This is a genomic window from Roseateles asaccharophilus, from assembly GCF_031458115.1.
GTDB lineage: Bacteria > Pseudomonadota > Gammaproteobacteria > Burkholderiales > Burkholderiaceae_C > Pelomonas > Pelomonas asaccharophilus_A.
The window spans coordinates 142722-160592 of sequence record NZ_JAVDXV010000008.1 but is presented as its reverse complement, the minus strand read 5'-3'; the positions used below and the strand labels follow the sequence as shown (position 1 = coordinate 160592).

General features: G+C 68.5%; 16 protein-coding genes. 3 read left to right on the top strand and 13 right to left on the bottom strand.

Annotation, left to right across the window (positions count from 1 at the left end; genetic code table 11):
- Both xdhB and xdhC read left to right on the top strand, forming a co-directional pair.
- Entirely contained in the window at window positions 1-2424 is a 2424-nt protein-coding gene (gene xdhB / locus J2X21_RS19785) for a xanthine dehydrogenase molybdopterin binding subunit (RefSeq protein WP_310331481.1), read from the top strand.
- Entirely contained in the window at window positions 2421-3215 is a 795-nt protein-coding gene (xdhC, locus tag J2X21_RS19780; protein WP_310331479.1) for a xanthine dehydrogenase accessory protein XdhC, read from the top strand. The genes xdhB and xdhC overlap by 4 nt, the downstream gene beginning before the upstream one ends.
- Before the next feature lie 10 nt (window positions 3216-3225).
- Here the strand turns inward: xdhC and pyk are convergent, their stop codons facing one another.
- Genes pyk through gcl form a run of 5 tightly spaced genes read right to left on the bottom strand, consistent with a single transcriptional unit; the run spans window position 3226 to window position 9486 of the window.
- Window positions 3226-4644, bottom strand: coding sequence for a pyruvate kinase (gene pyk, locus J2X21_RS19775; RefSeq protein ID WP_310331477.1), 1419 nt, complete (start codon window positions 4642-4644; stop codon window positions 3226-3228).
- A 4-nt stretch (window positions 4645-4648) separates the two neighbouring features.
- Window positions 4649-5902 (bottom strand): glycerate kinase type-2 family protein, encoded by a 1254-nt coding sequence (locus tag J2X21_RS19770; RefSeq protein WP_310331835.1) that lies wholly within the window; start codon window positions 5900-5902, stop codon window positions 4649-4651.
- Window positions 5903-5943: 41 nt separating this feature from the next.
- Window positions 5944-6849: a 2-hydroxy-3-oxopropionate reductase gene (locus tag J2X21_RS19765; protein WP_310331475.1), complete on the bottom strand. Its 906-nt coding sequence runs from the start codon at window positions 6847-6849 to the stop codon at window positions 5944-5946.
- A gap of 33 nt (window positions 6850-6882) precedes the next feature.
- On the bottom strand, window positions 6883-7662 hold the full coding sequence (hyi, locus tag J2X21_RS19760; RefSeq protein WP_310331474.1) for a hydroxypyruvate isomerase: 780 nt from the start codon (window positions 7660-7662) through the stop codon (window positions 6883-6885).
- 30 nt (window positions 7663-7692) lie between these two features.
- Window positions 7693-9486, bottom strand: a complete 1794-nt coding sequence (gcl, locus tag J2X21_RS19755) for a glyoxylate carboligase (protein ID WP_310331472.1) — start codon at window positions 9484-9486, stop codon at window positions 7693-7695.
- Between the two features lie 139 nt (window positions 9487-9625).
- Between gcl and J2X21_RS19750 the strand changes: the two genes are divergently transcribed.
- On the top strand, window positions 9626-10534 hold the full coding sequence (locus J2X21_RS19750; protein ID WP_310331471.1) for a LysR family transcriptional regulator: 909 nt from the start codon (window positions 9626-9628) through the stop codon (window positions 10532-10534).
- Window positions 10535-10679: 145 nt separating this feature from the next.
- On the opposite strand, the gene J2X21_RS19745 is transcribed toward J2X21_RS19750, so the two are convergent.
- From J2X21_RS19745 to uraH, 8 genes are all read right to left on the bottom strand, one after another.
- Window positions 10680-11192 (bottom strand): AmiS/UreI family transporter, encoded by a 513-nt coding sequence (locus J2X21_RS19745; protein WP_310331470.1) that lies wholly within the window; start codon window positions 11190-11192, stop codon window positions 10680-10682.
- Between the two features lie 13 nt (window positions 11193-11205).
- The gene (locus J2X21_RS19740) at window positions 11206-11412 is read right to left on the bottom strand and encodes a 4-oxalocrotonate tautomerase (protein ID WP_310331469.1); all 207 of its coding nucleotides are present in this window, start codon (window positions 11410-11412) and stop codon (window positions 11206-11208) included.
- 12 nt (window positions 11413-11424) lie between these two features.
- Window positions 11425-12153: a class II aldolase/adducin family protein gene (locus tag J2X21_RS19735; RefSeq protein WP_310331468.1), complete on the bottom strand. Its 729-nt coding sequence runs from the start codon at window positions 12151-12153 to the stop codon at window positions 11425-11427.
- Entirely contained in the window at window positions 12153-13565 is a 1413-nt protein-coding gene (locus tag J2X21_RS19730) for an 8-oxoguanine deaminase (RefSeq protein WP_310331467.1), read from the bottom strand. Before J2X21_RS19730 ends, J2X21_RS19735 begins: the two co-directional genes overlap by 1 nt.
- A gap of 3 nt (window positions 13566-13568) precedes the next feature.
- On the bottom strand, window positions 13569-14975 hold the full coding sequence (locus tag J2X21_RS19725) for a nucleobase:cation symporter-2 family protein (RefSeq protein ID WP_310331466.1): 1407 nt from the start codon (window positions 14973-14975) through the stop codon (window positions 13569-13571).
- Between the two features lie 76 nt (window positions 14976-15051).
- Window positions 15052-15906, bottom strand: a complete 855-nt coding sequence (locus tag J2X21_RS19720; protein ID WP_404667392.1) for an outer envelope protein — start codon at window positions 15904-15906, stop codon at window positions 15052-15054.
- A gap of 79 nt (window positions 15907-15985) precedes the next feature.
- Window positions 15986-17227, bottom strand: a complete 1242-nt coding sequence (locus tag J2X21_RS19715) for a urate hydroxylase PuuD (protein ID WP_310331465.1) — start codon at window positions 17225-17227, stop codon at window positions 15986-15988.
- A gap of 205 nt (window positions 17228-17432) precedes the next feature.
- A complete protein-coding gene (gene uraH, locus J2X21_RS19710) occupies window positions 17433-17789 on the bottom strand; it encodes a hydroxyisourate hydrolase (protein WP_310331464.1) in 357 nt (118 codons plus the stop codon).
- Between the last annotated feature and the right edge of the window lie 82 nt (window positions 17790-17871).

Below are 17871 nucleotides of genomic sequence, written 5' to 3'. Positions count from 1 at the left end.
ATGAACAAGCAAGTCGAACCCTTCCTGCTCGAACCGGGCCACGCGCCGGTCGACTACCAGCACCACGCGCGCACGCGCATCGACACCGCGACCGAAGCCCGGCGCGAGCGCGACGGCAGCCGCGTGGGCATCAGCCGCCCGCACGAGTCGGCCCATCTGCACGTGGCCGGCGCGGCCGCCTACATCGACGACATGCCCGAGCTGGCCGGCACGCTGCATGCCGCATTGGGCCTGTCGCCGGTGGCGCACGGCCGCATCAAGGCGATCGACATCGACAAGATCCGCGCCATGCCGGGAGTCGTCGCCGTATTGACCGCGGCCGATATCCCCGGCGCCAACGACTGCGGTCCCATCATTCACGACGACCCCATCCTGGCCGATGGCGAGGTGCATTTCCTCGGCCAGCCGGTGTTCGCCGTCATCGGCAACGACCGCGAGCTGGCGCGCCGCGCCGCCGCCAAGGCCAAGCAGGTGCTGGACATCGAGCCGCTGCCTGCCCTCATCACGCCGCTGGCCGCCCATGCGGCGCAGAGCTATGTGCTGCCGCCCATGCACATGAACCGCGAGACCAACGGCGGCGCCAAGAAGGCCATCGCCGCGGCGCCGCATCGCCTCCAGGGCATGCTCAGCGTCGGCGGCCAGGAGCAGTTCTATCTGGAGGGGCAGATCTCCTACGCGATCCCGACCGAGAACGACGGCATGCGCGTGCACTGCTCGACGCAGCACCCCAGCGAGATGCAGCACCTGGTGGCGCATGCGCTGGGCCTGCACGCCCACCATGTGCACGTGGAATGCCGGCGCATGGGCGGCGGCTTCGGCGGCAAGGAATCGCAGTCGGGCATCTTTGCCTGCATCGCGTCGGTGGCGGCCAAGAAGCTGAACCGCCCGGTCAAGCTGCGCGTGGACCGCGACGACGACTTCATGGTCACCGGCCGCCGCCACGGCTTCGAGTACAGCTACGAGGTGGGCTTCGACGACGAGGGCCGCGTGCTGGGTGCCGAGATCGACATGGTCTCCAACGCCGGCTTCTCGGCCGACCTGTCCGGCCCCGTGATGACACGGGCGCTGTGTCACTTCGACAACACCTACTGGCTACCCGACGTGACCATCCACGGGTACAGCGCGCGCACCAACACGCAGAGCAACACCGCCTTCCGCGGCTTCGGCGGCCCGCAGGGCGCCATCGCGGCCGAGGTCATCCAGGACTCCATCGCCCGCCACCTGGGCCGCGACCCGCTGGACGTGCGCCGCGCCAACTTCTACGGCACCACCGAGCGCAACGTGACGCCCTACGGACAGACGGTGACGGACAACGTCATCCGCGAGTTGGTGGACGAGCTCGCCACGACGGCCGACTACAGCGAGCGCCGCGCACAGATCGCCGCGTTCAACGCCGCCAGTCCGGTGCTGAAGAAGGGGCTGGCGCTGACGCCGCTGAAGTTCGGCATCTCGTTCAACGTCAAGCACTTCAACCAGGCCGGCGCGCTGGTGCACGTCTACAGCGACGGCTCCATGCTCGTGAACCACGGCGGCACCGAGATGGGCCAGGGCTTGAACACCAAGGTCGCGCAGGTGGTGGCGCACGAGCTGGGTGTCAGCTTCGACACGGTGCGCGTGACGGCCACCGACACGCAGAAGGTGGCCAACACGTCGGCCACGGCCGCATCCACCGGCGCCGACCTGAACGGCAAGGCCGCTCAGGACGCCGCGCGCCAGATCAAGGAGCGCCTGGCCACGTTTGCCGCGCAGCGCCACGGTGGCGAGGCCAAGGATGTGCGATTCGCGAATGACGTCGTGAGTGTCAACGGACAGCAGATCCCCTTCCCCGCCCTCGCGCGCCAGGCCTACGAGGAACGCGTGCAGCTGTGGTCCGACGGCTTCTACGCGACACCCGGCCTGCACTGGGACCGCGTCAAGCTGCACGGCCGACCGTTCTACTACTTCGCCTACGGCGCGGCGCTCAGCGAGGTCGTCGTCGACACGCTCAGCGGCGAATGGAAGCTGCTGCGCGCCGATGTGCTGCACGACGTGGGCCGCTCGTTGAACCCGGCCGTGGACATCGGCCAGGTCGAAGGCGCCTTCATCCAGGGCATGGGCTGGCTGACGATGGAGGAGCTGGTCTGGCACCCCACCACCGGTCTCTTGATGACGCACGCGCCCAGCACCTACAAGATCCCGACGGCCAACGACTGCCCGCCGGTGTTCAACGTGAGGCTGTTCGAGAACGCCAACGCCGAGGACAGCATCCACCGCTCCAAAGCCGTCGGCGAGCCGCCGCTGCTGCTGCCGTTCTCGGTGTTCCTCGCGATCCGCGACGCGGTGTCGGCCGTGGCCGACCACCGCGTGGACCCGCCACTGCGTGCGCCGGCCACCTGCGAGGCCATTCTGGACGCGATCGACGCCGTCACGCGGGGCGCGGCATGACCCAGCGCGCCGCCGCCGCGCGCTGGCTGGCCAAGGGCCGGCCGGCCGTCATCGTCGAGGTGTCGGCGACCAAAGGCTCGGCGCCGCGCGAGGCCGGCACGCGCATGCTGGTGTCGGCCGACCAGGCGCTGGGCACCATAGGCGGCGGCCATCTGGAGCTGATGGCCATTGACGCCGCGCGCACGATGCTTGCGCAGGGCGAGCCGCAGCCGTTCGAGCGCCACTACCCGTTGGGACCGGCGCTGGGCCAGTGCTGCGGCGGCGCCGTCACGCTGCGCTATGCACCGCTGGATGAGCAGGCGCTGCGGACCTGGCCCGCCGCGGCATCGCGCTTCTTCCTGCAGCTGTACGGCGCCGGCCACGTGGGCCGCGCCATCGTCAACCTGCTGGCCGGCATCGACTGCCAGGTGCAGTGGATAGACGAGCGCGAGCAGGAATTCCCGCTGGACGTGAACCTGCCGGAGCATGTCGAGAAGGTTTGCGTCGACACCGTGGAAGCCGAGGTGCGCCAGGCGCCTCCCGGCGCCTGCTTTCTCGTGCTGACGCACAACCACGACCTGGACCTGCGCATCACCGAGGCCATCCTGAAGCGCGGCGACTTCCGCTTTGCGGGGTTGATCGGCTCCGCAACCAAGCGCGCGCGCTTCATGCATCGCTTCGAGGCGCGCGGCATTGGCGCCGACGCGCTGGGGCGGCTCACCTGCCCCATCGGCGTGCCCGGCATCGCCGGCAAGGAGCCCGAGGTCATCGCGGTGGCCGTGGTGGCCCAGCTGCTGCAGCTGGGCCCCTGATCCGACGTCGTCAGACCGTCGCGATCCTCAGCAGGTTGGTCGTGCCCGGCGTGCCGAAAGGCATGCCGGCGATGGCGACGATCATCTGGCCCGGCTGCGCGAAGCCCTCGCGGCGCGCGGCGTCGCAGGCGGCCTCGCTCATCTGGGCGACGTCCTCGACATCCGCCGCGTGCACCGAATGCATGCCCCAGGCCAGCGCCAGCCGGCGCGCGGTGGCGACGTGGGGCGTCAGGCTCAGGATGGGCGACTCGGGCCGCTCGCGTGCCGCGCGCAGGCTGGTGTGGCCCGAGCTGGTGCAGCAGACGATGGCCGCCGCGCGGATCACCGCCACGGCGCGGCGCATCGCGCAGCAGATGCCCTCGGCGGCATCGCTGCCCACGCGCGCGGCGCTGTGCGACGCGTCGATGAGCTGGCGGTACAGCGGGTCGGTCTCCACCTGCTGGATGATGCGGTTCATCATGTCCACGGCCTCGACAGGGTGCTTGCCCGACGCCGATTCGGCCGACAGCATGACGGCGTCGGCGCCGTCGTAGATCGCGGTCGCCACGTCCGACGCCTCGGCCCGCGTGGGCACCGGCGCGCTGACCATGGACTCCAGCATCTGCGTCGCGACGATGACTGGCTTGCCCAAATGGCGGCAGCTGCGCACGATGCGCTTCTGGAGGGCCGGCACGCGCTCGGCCGGCAGCTCAACTCCCAGGTCGCCACGCGCCACCATGATGGCGTCGGACAGCGCGACGATCTCGTCCAGTCGCTCGATGGCCTGCGGCTTCTCCAGCTTGGCAACGATGGCCGCGCGGCCTTCGATGAGCGCGCGCGCCTCGGCCACGTCCTCGGGGCGTTGCACGAACGACAGCGCGATCCAGTCGGCGCCCAGCTCCAGCGCCAGCGCGAGGTCGCGCCGGTCCTTGGCCGTCAATGCGGTGATGGGCAGCACGACGCTGGGCACGTTGACCCCCTTGCGCTCGGACAGCCAGCCGCCGACGGCCACGCGCGTCTGCGCGAAGTCGGGGCCGCATTCCTCGACGACCAGGCGCAGCCGACCGTCGTCCAGCAGCAGCTCGGCGCCGGGCACCAGCGCGGCGAAGATCTCCGGATGAGGCAGGCCGGCGCGGCGGGCATCGCCGGGCGCGGGGTCCAGGTCCAGGCGGAAGGCCTGGCCCTCGACCAGCATCACCGGGCCGTCCTGGAAGGTGCCGACGCGCAGCTTGGGGCCTTGCAGGTCGGCCAGGATGCCGATGGGGCGGCCGGTCCGCTGCTCCAGCTCGCGCAGGATCGCGAAGCGGGCGCGATGGTCGTCGGCGCTGCCGTGGCTGAAGTTGAGTCGGAACACGTCGACGCCGGCCAGGAACAGGCGGCGTACGGTCTCGGGGTCGGAGCTGGCGGGGCCTAGCGTCGCGACGATCTTGGCGTTGCGGGTTCTGCGCATCGGATCAGTGGTTGTCGGGCGCTTCGATCAGCAGCGCCCGGAAGTCGTTGACATTGGTCAGCGTCGGGCCGGTGATCACCGAGTCGCCCAACGCCTCAAAGAAACCGTGGCCGTCGTTGTCGGCCAGGCTGTCCCGCGGCTTGATGCCGAGCTGCCAGGCACGCGCCAGCGTGTCGGGCGCGAGGCAGGCGCCGGCGATCTCCTGCTGGCCGTCGACGCCATCGGTGTCGCCGGCGATGCCGTGGATGCGCGGATGGCCTTCCAGCGCGACGGCGGTGGACAGCAGGAACTCGACGTTTCGGCCGCCACGGCCCGTGCCACCCAGCGTCACGGTGGTCTCGCCGCCGGACAACAGCACGCAGGGTGGCGTGAACGGCTGGCCGCGATCGGCCACCTGCAGCGCGATGCCGGCCATGACCTTGCCGACGTCGCGCGCCTCGCCCTCGATGGCATCGCCGAGGATGTGGGCCGCATAGCCGGCCTCGCGGGCTACGGCCGCGGCCGCCTCCAGCGCCAGCTGCGGCGCGGCAATCATGCGCGTCTCGGCGCGGGCCAGGCGCGGGTCGCCGGGCTTGATGGACTCGCCGCGGCCGCTTTCCAGCACCGCGCGCACCTCGGCGGGCAGCGTGAGTCCATAGCGGCGCACGATGGCCAGCGCGTCCTCGCAGCTCGTCGGGTCGGGCACGGTAGGGCCGGATGCGATGTCGATGGGGTCGTCGCCCGGCACGTCGGAAATCAGCAGCGTCAGCACGCGCGCCGGATGGCAGGCCGCCGCCAGCCGGCCGCCCTTGATGGCAGACAGATGGCGTCGCACGCAGTTCATCTCGCTGATGGTGGCACCGGACTTCAGCAGCTGGCGGTTGACGGCCTGCTTGTGCTCCAGCGTCAGACCCGGCAGCGGCAGCGGCAGCAGCGACGAGCCGCCACCGGAGATCAGGCACAGCACCAGGTCATCTTCTGTCAGGCCTTGCACCAGGTCCAGCAGGCGCTGGGCGGCGGCCAGACCCGCCTCATCGGGCACCGGGTGCGCCGCCTCGACGATCGCTATGCGCTCGCACGGCACGGCGTAGCCATAGCGCGTGACGACCAGGCCCGACAGCGGACCGGGCCAGTGATCCTCCACCGCGCGCGCCATCGCCGCCGACGCCTTGCCGGCGCCGATGACGATGAGCCGGCCCCTGCCCAGTTGCTCGGGCGTGGGCAGGTGCGCCGGGATGCAGCGGGCCGGCTGCGCCGACGCGATGGCTGCGTCGAACATGCGGCGCAGCAGCGCTTGCGGCGGGCTTGAGGCGGCGGTGTTCACAGCGCCTGCTGGCCGATCTCGTGGTTGGACAGCTTCTCCAGCGCGCGCACCAGGCCGGAGTGGTCCCAGGCCGCGCCGCCATGCGACACGGCGGCAGAGAACAGCTGCTGCGCGGTGCTGGTGGCCGGCAGCGCCAGGCCCAACTGGCGGGCGGCGCCCAGCGCGAGGTTCAGGTCCTTCTGGTGCAGCGCGATGCGGAAGCCCGGCTCGAAGTTGCGCTTGACCATGCGGTCGCCCAGGATGTCCAGGATGCGCGACGTGGCCAGGCCGCCCATCAGCGCCTGCCGCACCTTGGTGGGGTCGGCGCCGGCGCGGGACGCGAACAGCAGGCCTTCGGCGACGGCGTTGATCGTCAGCGCGACGACGATCTGGTTGGCCACCTTGCAGGTCTGGCCGTCGCCGTTGCGGCCCACCAGCGTGATGTTCTTGCCCAGCAGCTCGAACACCGGCTTCACGCGCTCGAACACGGCCTCCTCGCCGCCCACCATGATGGACAGCGTCGCGTTCTTCGCGCCCACGTCGCCGCCACTGACCGGCGCGTCGAGGTAGTCGCAGCCCAGGTCGCGGATCTTGCGGGCGAACACCTTGGTCTCGACCGGCGAGATGGAGCTCATGTCCACCACCACCTTGCCCTTGCTGAGGCCGGCGGCCACGCCGCTGTCGGAGAACAGCGCGGCCTCGACATCGGGCGTGTCGGGCACCATCGTGATGATGATGTCGGCGCGCTCCGCGACGATGCGCGCGCTGGGGCAGATCATTGCGCCGGCGGCGATCAGCTCGTCGGCGGTGGGGCCCAGCGTGTACGTGAACAGCTGGTGGCCGCCCTTCAGCAGATGGCCCGCCATCGGCGTGCCCATGATGCCCAGGCCGATGAAGCCGATCTTCAGGGAGGGGGTGCTCATGTCTCTAGTCCTTGTCTCGTGTGTGTCCAGGGGTCATTGCGCCAGGCGCTGGCGCCAGCCCAGGCCGGCCTCGGTCGCGGCGGCGGGCTTGTATTCGCAGCCAATCCAGCCCGAGTAGCCGATGCGGTCCAGGTGGGCGAACAGGAAGGGGTAGTTGATCTCGCCGGTGCCCGGCTCGTTGCGGCCTGGGTTGTCGGCCAGCTGGATGTGGCCGATGCGCGCCAGGTGCTTCTGCATCGTGGCCGCCAGCTCGCCCTCCATGCGCTGCGCGTGATAGATGTCGTACTGCAGGAACAGGTTGTCCGCGCCCACGTCGTCGAGGATGGCGATGGCCTGCTCGGTGCGCGTCAGGTAGAAGCCGGGAATGTCGAAGTGGTTGATGGGCTCGATCAGCAGCTTGAGAGCGGCCTTCTTCATCTCGGCCGCGGCATAGCGCAGGTTCTCGACGAAGGTCTCGCGCAGCACCTCGTCGGGCACGTCGACGGGCTTCTTGCCGGCCAGGCAGTTCAGCTGGCCGACGCCCAGCGCCAGCGCATAGCCAATGCCCTGGGCCACGCCGTCGCGGAACTCGCTGACGCGGTCGGGCTGGCAGGCGATGCCGCGCTCGCCGGAATCCCAGTAGCCGGCCGGCAGGTTGTGCAGCACCAGCTGCAGGCGGTGCTCGTTGAGGCGGCGACGGATCTCCGCCGCGCTGTGGGCATAGGGGATGAGGAATTCCACGGCCTTGAAGCCCGCCTTGGCGGCGCGCTCGAAGCGGTCGAGGAAAGGCACCTCGTTGAACATCATCGTGAGGTTGGCGGCGAAGCGGGGCACGGTGTCGGTCTCCTGTTTGTGGTTGTTGTGTCAGTCGAGCAGCGCAACGGCGGTGGGCACGTCGGCCCGGTCCGTGGCCAGGTCTTCGAACTCGTTGATGTTGTCGATCTCAGTGCCCATCGCGATGTTGGTCACGCGCTCCAGGATGACCTCGATGACCACCGGCACCTGGTACTCGTCCATCCAGGCCTGGGCCTGCTGGAAGGCCGGCGCGATCTCTTCCTGGCGGTGCACGCGGATGGCCTTGCAGCCCAGGCCTTCGACGACCTTGACGTGGTCCACGCCATAGCCTTGCGCCGTCACGTCGTTGCTGGGCGAGTTGATGTTCTCGAAGCCCAGCTGCACGCAGTAGTCCATGCTGAAGCCGCGCTGTGCCTGGCGGATCAGCCCCAGGTAGCTGTTGTTCACGACGACGTGGATGTAGGGCAGCTTGAACTGCGCGCCGACGGCCAGCTCCTCGATCATGAACTGGAAGTCGTAGTCGCCGGACAGCGCGACGATCTTGCGCTGCGGGTCGGCGACGCGCACACCCAGCGCCGCCGGCACGGTCCATCCCAGCGGGCCGGCCTGGCCGCAATTGATCCAGTGGCGCGGCTTGTAGACGTGCAGGAACTGCGCGCCGGCGATCTGCGACAGGCCGATGGTGGACACATAGCAGACGTCTTCGCCGAACGCGTTGTTCATGCACTGGTAGACGCGCTGCGGCTTCATCGGCACGTTGTCGAAGTCGGTCTTGCGCAGGTACTGCAGGTCGCACTTGCGCCCCTGGGTTTCGGCCGCCCACGCTGACCAGTCGCGCAGCTTGCCCTTGGCCTTCCACTCCTTGGCCACCTCGACGAACAGGCCCAGCGCGGCCTTGGCGTCGGACACGATGCCGTAGTCGGGCGCGAACACGCGGCCGATCTGCGTCGGCTCGATGTCCACATGGATGAACTTGCGGCCCTTGGTGTAGACCTCGGGAGAGCCGGTGTGGCGATTGGCCCAGCGGTTGCCGATGCCCAGCACGAAGTCGCTGGCCAGCAGGTTGGCGTTGCCGTAGCGCTGCGCGGTCTGCAGGCCGCACATCCCTGCCTGCAGCGGATGGTTGTCGGCGATGGCACCCCAGCCCATCAGCGTCGGGATGACGGGAATGCCCGCTGCTTCAGCGAACTGCACCAGCAGATCGGACGCATCGGCGTTGATGATGCCGCCGCCGGCGACGATCAGCGGCTTCTCCGCCTCGTTCAGCATCTCGAGCGCGCGCTCGATCTGCTTGCGCGACGCGGCCGGCTTGTAGACCGGCAGCGGCTCGTAGGTGTCGATGTCGAACTCGATCTCGGCCATCATCACGTCGAACGGCAGGTCGATCAGCACCGGGCCCGGGCGACCCGAGCGCATCAGGTGGAAGGCCTGCTGGAAGGCGCGCGGCACCTGGGCCGGCTCCAGCACGGTGTGGGCCCACTTGGTGACCGGCTTGGCGATGGACGCGATGTCCACGGCCTGGAAGTCTTCCTTGTGCAGCCGCGCGCGCGGCGCCTGGCCGGTGATGCACAAGATGGGAATGGAGTCGGCCTGCGCCGAGTACAGGCCCGTGATCATGTCGGTGCCGGCCGGGCCCGACGTGCCGATGCACACGCCGATGTTGCCGGCCCGCGCGCGGGTGTAGCCCTCGGCCATGTGCGAGGCGCCCTCCACGTGGCGGGCCAGCACGTGCGCGATGGTGCCGCGCTCGCGCAGCTGCGCATACATCGGGTTGATGGCCGCGCCGGGCACACCGAAGGCCTGCGTCACGCCCTCCTTCTCCATCACCAGCACGGCGGCCATCACGGCCTTCATCTTCGCCATCGATTTCTCCTGTATCCGAAGCGGTGTTCGTCGATGGCGTGCATGGTGTTCGCAGCGCTTCGCGCCGTGAATCCAAGCCTGTCGATAAGTGCTATTCCGTGGCGGAATGACGGGGCCGAACACCGCTACAGTGCGGGCCATGGACCGCGTCACCGGCGTACAGCTCTTCATCCGCGTCGTCGAGACGGGCAGCTTCAGCAAGGCCGCGCAGGAGTTCGGCATCACGCAGCCGACGGCCACGAAAGCGGTCGCCGCGACGGAACAGCGCCTGGGCGCGCGGCTGCTGCACCGCTCCACGCGCGGCGTCACGCCCACCGAGGTCGGCGCTCTGTACTACGACAAGTGCAAGCTGATCGCGCGCGAGATCGACGAGGCCGACAACCTGGCCACGCTGCTGCAAAGCCGCGTCGGCGGCACGCTGCGCATCAGCACGTCGGTGGCGTTCGGGCGGCGCGCGATGGTGCCGCTGGTGCTGCGCTACATGCGCGAGCACCCGGACGTGATGGTGGACCTGAGCTTCGACGACCGCTATGTGAACCTCGTCGAGCAAGGCATAGACCTCGCGATCCGCATGGGCCGGCTGGCCGACTCGACGCTGGGCGCGCGCTACCTGGGCACCAACCCGTGGCTGATGGTGGCGGCGCCGAAGTATTTGAAGCGGCACGGCACGCCGCGGCGCGCGACCGAGCTGGCGCGGCACGCCTGCGTCATCTACAGCAGCGTGCAGGGCGACGACCGCTGGACGCTGACGACGCCGGCCGGCGACGAGAAGGCGGTGGCGGTGAAGGGGCCCATGCGCTCCAACAACCTGTCGGCCGTGCTGGCCGCCGCGCGCGACGGCATGGGCCTGGCCATGCTGCCCTGGTATGTGGCGCGCGAGTCGCTGACCGACGGCACGGTGCAGCAGGTGCTGGCCGACCACGGCGTGCCGGCGCAGGACATGCATGCGGTGTTCCCGTCGCCCAAGCTGGTGCCGCTGAAGGTGCAGACCTTCATCGCCTTCTTGCAGAAGGAACTGGCCGGAGAGTGGTGGCGCAGGGATCCCTGATGCCGGATCGCTGGATCGCTGGATCAGGAAATGCAACCACAGAGGCATTGAGACACAGGGGAAATGCAGAATCGGCTGTTCTCAGTGCCTCTGCGCCTCTGTGGTTGCATTTCGTGTTTGTCGCTGGGCGCGCACGCTTGTGGCCCTACGCCGCCAGTCTGCCCGTCAGCATCAGATAGCCCGGCAGCCACGCCGTGAGCACCGACTGCGCAATGGCCAGCCATGCGACCGGCCTCGTCCAGGCCTTGCGGCCCAACGCGCCGATGACGAAGAAGCCCAGCCACAGCAGCACCCAGGCGGCCCAGCAGGCGGCCAGGCCGTAGCCGGTGGCGTCCCGCGCGCGGGCGAAGCCGTCGCCCGCCACCAGCGCCGCGGTCAGCGCGACGAACAGGCTGAACCAGCCCAGGCCGCGGCCGTCCTGCCCGCTCCAGTGCACATAGGCCACCCACAGATAGGTGAACGCAAACAAGAGCCCGAAAGCAGCGGTGCGGATGGCGCCGTGCTGGCCGCCGGCTGCGCCATGCAGGCTGACGAAAAGTGACAGCCCGCCGGCGAACACATTCATGATCGCCGCCTCTTTGGGGGCGATGCGGCCCAGCATGGACAGGCCGTTGATGAACAGCACCGCGCCGACGTACAGCAGCACCAGACCTTGCATGCAGGCTCCGGGCTCAGGCAGGCGACGGGGGTGGCGTCCGGTCGCTCCACAGCTGGCCGCCGGTGGCCCAGTCCTGGCGCGCGATGTCGAAGAACAGCACATCGACACCGTCGGCGCTGGTGCCCAGCACGCGCACGCAGGCCTCGGTCAGTTCCTTGGCGAGGGCACGCTTCTGTTCGGCGCTGCGGCCTTCGAAGAGTTCGACGCGGAGGGTAGGCATGGGAAGTTCTTTCTAGGTTCGGAAGCCGGGGGACAGGCGCTCGGCGCGGCGCAGCCAGGCGGGCCATTCGACGTCGCCGTCGCGCACGCTGCCTTCGCCCACCCATTGGCGCTGCGTCAGCGCCGCGAGTTCGTCGCTGACGCCACGGATGTTGGCTGCCGCGGCCATCGCGCGCAACTGCGCCTGCGCAGCCTTCTCCAGGATGACCATCAGCTGCCAGGCCTCGGCGACGCTGCGGCCCACCACCAGCGGGCCGTGATGCTCCAGCAACAGGCCGTCCAGCGAGCCCAGCGCGCCGACCATCCGGGCCTGCTCGTCGGTATCCACTGCCAGGCCTTCGTAGCGGTGGCGGCCCAGCCGGCCATGCAATCGCATGGCCCATTGCGAGGTCGGCAGCAGCCCTTGCGGCAGCGCGGCCAGTGCCACGGACCAGGGGCTGTGCAGGTGGATCACGCAGGCCGCGTCGGGCCGCGCCGCATGCACGGCGCCGTGGATGGCAAAGCCGCTGGGGTTCACGGCAGCGCCGGAGCCGTCCACGACCTCGCCGCGCACATCGACCTTGACGAGGCTGGAAGCGCAGACCTCCTCGAACAGCTGCCCGAAGCGGTTGATCAGGTAGCAGCCGGGCTCACCCGGTACCACGGCCGACAAGTGGGTGTAGATCGTGTCGTCCCACCCCTGCAACGCCGCGAGTCGGTAGGCGGCAGCGAGGTGGATGCGCACCTCCCGCTCGGTCGGCATCAAGCAGCCTTGGCGGCTAGCGCCAACTCCAACGCAAGACGGCGGTGCACGGTCAGGTGCGCGTCCAGTTCCAGCGTCGTCAACCGGCCGTTGTCGACGACCTGGCGGCCGTTGATGACGCTGTGCGCAACGTTGGACGGTGCGCAAAACACCAGCGCCGCGACCGGGTCGTGGTCGGCTCCAGCCATGCCCACCTGCTGGCGATCAAAGCTGACGAAGTCGGCCGACATGCCCGGCGCCAGCGCGCCGATGTCGTCGCGGTTCAGCACCCGGGCGCCGCCCAGCGTGGCGATCTCCAGCGCCTCGCGTGCCGTCATCGCGGCTGGACCGAAACCCACGCGCGCCAGCAGCAGCGCCTGGCGCGCCTCGCCCAGCATGTGCGCACCGTCGTTGGACGCACTGCCGTCCACGCCCAGGCCCACCGGCACGCCGGCGTCGCGCATTCTGCGAATGGGCGCAATGCCCGAGGCCAGCCTCATGTTGGAGCAGGGGCAGTGGGCGATGCCGGTGCCGGTGCGTGCGAATACGCCGATGCCGTGCTCGTCCAGCTTCACGCAGTGCGCATGCCAGACGTCGCTGCCCACCCAGCCCAGGTCCTCGGCGTATTCGGCCGGCGTCATGCCGAACTTCTCGCGCGAGTAGGCGATGTCGTTGTCGTTCTCGGCCAGGTGGGTGTGCATGGACACGCCGTAGCTGCGCGCCAGCCGGGCCGACTCGCGCATGAGGTCGCGCGACACGGAGAACGGCGAGCAAGGTGCTACGACGACGCGCAGCATCGAATGCCGCTCGGCGTCATGCCATTCCTCGATGAGGCGGCGCGTCTCGGTCAGGATGGCCTCTTCGCCCTCCACGACACGGTCCGGCGGCAGGCCGCCCTGGCTGCGGCCCACGCTCATGCTGCCGCGCGCGGCGTGAAAGCGCATGCCGATCTGCTGCGCAGCCTCAATGGAGTCGTCCAGCCGGCTGCCGTTGGGGTACAGGTAGAGGTGATCGCTGGAAGTGGTGCAGCCCGACAACATCAGCTCGGCCATCGCCGTCTGCGTGGACACGCGCACCATCTCCGGCGTCAGGCCGGCCCAGATCGGGTAGAGGTTGGTCAGCCAGCCGAACAGCTCGGCGTCCTGCGCGGCGGGCAGCGCTCGCGTCAGGCTCTGGTACATGTGGTGGTGCGTATTGACGAAGCCGGGCGTAACGACATGACCGCTCAGCTCCAGCACGCGCACATGCGGCTGGTCGACGGCGTCGCTGTAGGCGGCAGGAAGTTCGTCCGTCGCGCCCACCCACTCGATGACGCCGCCGCGCGCGACCAGCGCACCATCGGCGATCTCGCGGCGCTGCGCGTCCATCGTCACCAGCACATCGGCATGGCGGGCAATCAACAGCGGGGCAGCCTGCGTGGCAGGAGAGGTCATTCTTTACTCCGAGGAATGGGTGTTTGCGGCAGCCTCGCGCATCGCCTCTTCGGCCGACTGCATGCCGTTGTAGAAGAGGTTCAGCACCACGGCCACCAGCGTGCCCAGCACGATTCCGCTGTGCGTGATCGGCTCCGTCCACTTGGGCATGTATTGGAAGAACGTCGGCGACAGCGTGGGAATCATGCCGAAGCCGATCGCGATGGCGACGATGAACAGGTTGTGGCGGTTCTTGTTGAAGTCGATGGAACCCAGGATGCGCACGCCCGTAGCGGCCACCATGCCGAACATCACGATGCCCGCGCCCCCCAGCACGAAGGACGGCACCGACGCGACGATGTGGGCCACCTTGGGGAACAGGCCCAGCAGGATCAGCAGCACGCCGCCCATCGCCGCCACATAGCGAGAGCGCACACCGGTGACGGTGACCAGGCCCACGTTTTGCGAGAACGACGTGTAGGGGAAGGTGTTGAACACGCCGCCGATGACGGTGCCCAGGCCGTCGGCACGCAGGCCGCGGGTCAGGTCGTCTTTGGACAGCTTCTTGCCGGTGATGTCGGCCAGCGCCAGGAACATGCCGGTGGACTCCACCAGCGTGATCAGCATGACGATGCACATGGCGCCGATGGCGCTGGCATGGAAGGTGGGCATGCCGAAGTGCAATGGCGTGATGATCGCGATCAGCTCGGACTCGGCCACGCCTTCGAAGCTGACCTTGCCCAGTGCCATAGCCACCAGCGTGCCCAGCACGATGCCCAGCAGCACGGCGATGTTGCCGATGAGCCCGCGCCCATACTTGGTCATCAACAGGATGGCCACCAGCACGAAGCCCGCGATGGCGAGCCCGGTCGGGTCGCCGTAATTGGTGTTGGGCACCGTTTGCAGCACGCCGTCGATGACCTCCTTCTTCGTCGGCTGGCCGCCGGCGGACCAGTTGATGGCCACGCTCATCAGCGACACACCGATCAGCGTGATGACCGTGCCGGTCACGACCGGCGGAAACAACCCCAGCAGCCGCCCCATCAGCGGCGCGATCAGCATGCCGAACAGTCCCGACGCGATGACCGCGCCGTAGATGCCCAGCAGGCCTATGGTGGGGTCGCTGCCGATGGCGATCATCGGGCCGACGGACGCGAAGGTCACGCCCATCATCACCGGCATGCGGATGCCGAACTTCCAGAAGCCTATGGCCTGGATGATGGTGGCGATGCCGGCGGCGAACAGGTCCGCGTTGATCAGGAAGGCGAGCTGCTCCTTGGGCAGGTTCAGCGCGCCGCCCACGATGAGCGGCACGGCCACGGTGCCCGCGTACATGACCAGCACATGCTGCAGGCCCAACGCCAGCAGGCGGCCTATGGGCACACGGTCGTTGGTCGCGTCGGCGACGGGCAAGGCAATGGAAGTCGTCATTTCTTGTCTCCTGTCTGGCGAGCGTTCGCAGGCGTGGCGTCCGCTTCTTGTCTTGGGGTGACGCGGCGGGGCGTCTTCAGAAATGGAACTCGGCGCGCACCATCGGCGTCTTCGCGAACGCGCCGCTGCCGGCCGGGCCGCGGCTGTCGTTGCCGAACTTGTTTTTCCAGTATTGATACTCCAGGCCGAGCTTGAAGGTCTTGGGCTTGCCCCAGTGGCTGCCGACGTCGTACATCAGCTGCAGGTCGATGTTGGTCTCGCGCGCGGTGTCGCCGCCGAACTCGTCCTTGCCCTTGGACGCGATGAAGTTGGCAAAGCCCTCGAACGACAGCGGCAGCGTGCCGATGGGGATGCCCCAGGCCAGGCTCAGCATGGGGTGCGCCCTGTAGCGGTAGCGCGGCGTGCTGGTGTTGGTGAAGCTGTTGAAGGGCGCATTGCTTTCCCACAGCTGCAGCAGGCTCACGTTGAGGAAGCCCGGCACGTCCAGCGACACGGTGGGGCCCAGTACCCACATGCGCTTCTTGGAGTTGTAGCCGGCGTCGGTCTTGGTGTTCCAGTCGAAGCCCGCCGTCAGGCCCCAGCCGCGGATGGGGCCCATCTTGAAGTCGCTGCCGCTCACCTTGCCGAAGTCCAGCGTGTGGCGGTACAGCACATAGGCCTCGTGCGCACCGTTGCCGGAGCCGGCACCGGCAGGGTCCTTGGCGTTGGACTGCAGGAAGTCGACGTTGAAGAAATTGCTGCCGTACTTGTAGCCGTTGGCGTGCGTCAGGAAGAAGATGTCCTTCTTGATGTCGCTGGCGTTGAAAGGCTCGCGGAACTGCGTGCCGTGGCGGTAGCCGATGGCGGTGTCGCTCCAGTCGGCGGCCTGTGTGCACAGGCCGCAGCCCGCCAGCATCACGAACGCGGATTGGCGCTTGAATCTCTGATTCATGGGTCTTGTCTCCTTTGTTGCCGCGAAATCGTTGTCGAGTCCGCGGCGGGCCGGACTCGACGCATGCCTTGGGGTGTGCCTACTTGACCGGCGCTCCGGCCTCATGCCAACGCTTGATCAGCGCCCGCTCGTCGTCGGTGATGCGCGTGGCGTTGTTCATGGGCATCAGCTTCAGCACGGCGGTCTGCTGGTAGACCTGCTGTGCATGCTGTTTGACCAGCTCGGGCTTGTCCAGTGCGATGCCCTTGCTCTTCATCGCGGCGCTGTGGCACATCACGCAGCGCTGGTCGATGACGGCCTTGACCTCGGAGAAGGCGACCGTCTTGGCCGCCGCGGGCGCCGCAGCCTTTGCCTGAGCGGCTTGCGGCTTGGCCTGCGCCTGGGCTTCAGCGGGTCGGGGCGCCAGCCAGATCGCCAGCCCCACCAGGGCTGCCGTACCGACCACCGCATGCTCCCAGGGCACGCGCTTGCCTTGCACCAGCGCCTTGTGGCGGGCGACGAAGCTGTGGCGGATCAGCGCGCCGGCCAGCATCAGCAGCACCAGCACCAGCCAGTTGTGCTGGGCCTGGTACAGCCAGCCATAGTGGTTGGACAGCATGGCCACCAGCACCGGCAGCGTGAAGTAGGTGTTGTGCACGCTGCGCTGCTTGGCGCGCCAGCCATAGATAGGGTCGACCGGCTGACCGGCCTTCAGCTGCGCTACCACCTTGCGCTGGCCCGGGATGATCCAGAAGAACACGTTGGCGCTCATCGCGGTGGCCAGCATCGCGCCCACCAGCAGGAAGGCGGCACGCCCGGCGAACAACTGGCAGGCCAGCCATGACGCGGCGACGACGAACACGAACACGCCGGCGCCGACGATGAGGTCGCCGTTCTTCTGGCGGCCGAAGGCGCGGCAGATGACGTCGTAGACGAGCCAGAACACCACCAGGAAGCCCAGCGCAGCCGCGATGGCGGCGGCGGGCGACCAGTCGTAGACGCTCTTGTCGATCAGAAAGGTGCCCGCATTGAACAGGTAGAGCACCGTGAACAGCGCGAAGCCCGTCAGCCAGGTTGAGTAGCTTTCCCAGTAAAACCAGTGCAGGTGATCGGGCATCTGCTTGGGCGCGACCAGGTACTTCTGCGGGTGATAGAAGCCGCCGCCGTGCACGGCCCACAGCTCGCCGTCGACGCCCTTGGCCGTCAGGTCGGGGGCCGTGGGTTTGGTCAGGCTGTTGTCGAGAAAGACAAAGTAGAACGACGAGCCGATCCAGGCGATCGCCGTGATGACATGGGCCCAGCGCAGCAGCAGGTTGACCCAATCGAGCAGATATCCGTCCATTACATCCTCACAGGTGCGGAAGGCCTCGGCATCAATGCCTGAACCTTCCCCTCACCACAGCGGGCTCTGTAAGGAGTTGACATCGCGACCGCTGGCCTGGCCTCTTGAGGCTGCTGGCACACGCGGGCTCCGCGGCGACGTATGAAAACTGTATACAGTTATAAGTTGACTTGCATACGTACTAACCCGGCAAGACCGCCAGGGTTCACGAGCCGCGATAGGTGGAGTAGGCCCAGGGGCTGACCAGCAGCGGCACGTGGTAGTGGCCGCCGGCGTCGGCAATGCCGAAGTCCAGCGCCACCGTGTCGATGAACGCCGGCTCGGGCAGCGCCACGCCGCGCGCGCGGAAATACGGCGCCACGTCGAACAGCAGCCGGTAGCGGCCGACCGCCATGGAGGCCGCGTCAAGCAGCGGGCCGCCGTCGTTGCGGCCGTCCGCGTTCAGCGACAGTGACTTCAGGGTCTCGACGTTGCTGCCGTCCATGCGCTGCAGCGTGACCTGCATGCCGGCGGCCGGGCAGCCGTTCATCGTGTCGAGTACGTGGGTGCTGAGATGCCCCATGGGATTCCTTTCGGGTGATGGGCCCACGCCGTCGCGGCGCGGGTGGGTTGAAGGGGCGCCTGGTCAGGTCCGCGCAAAAGCG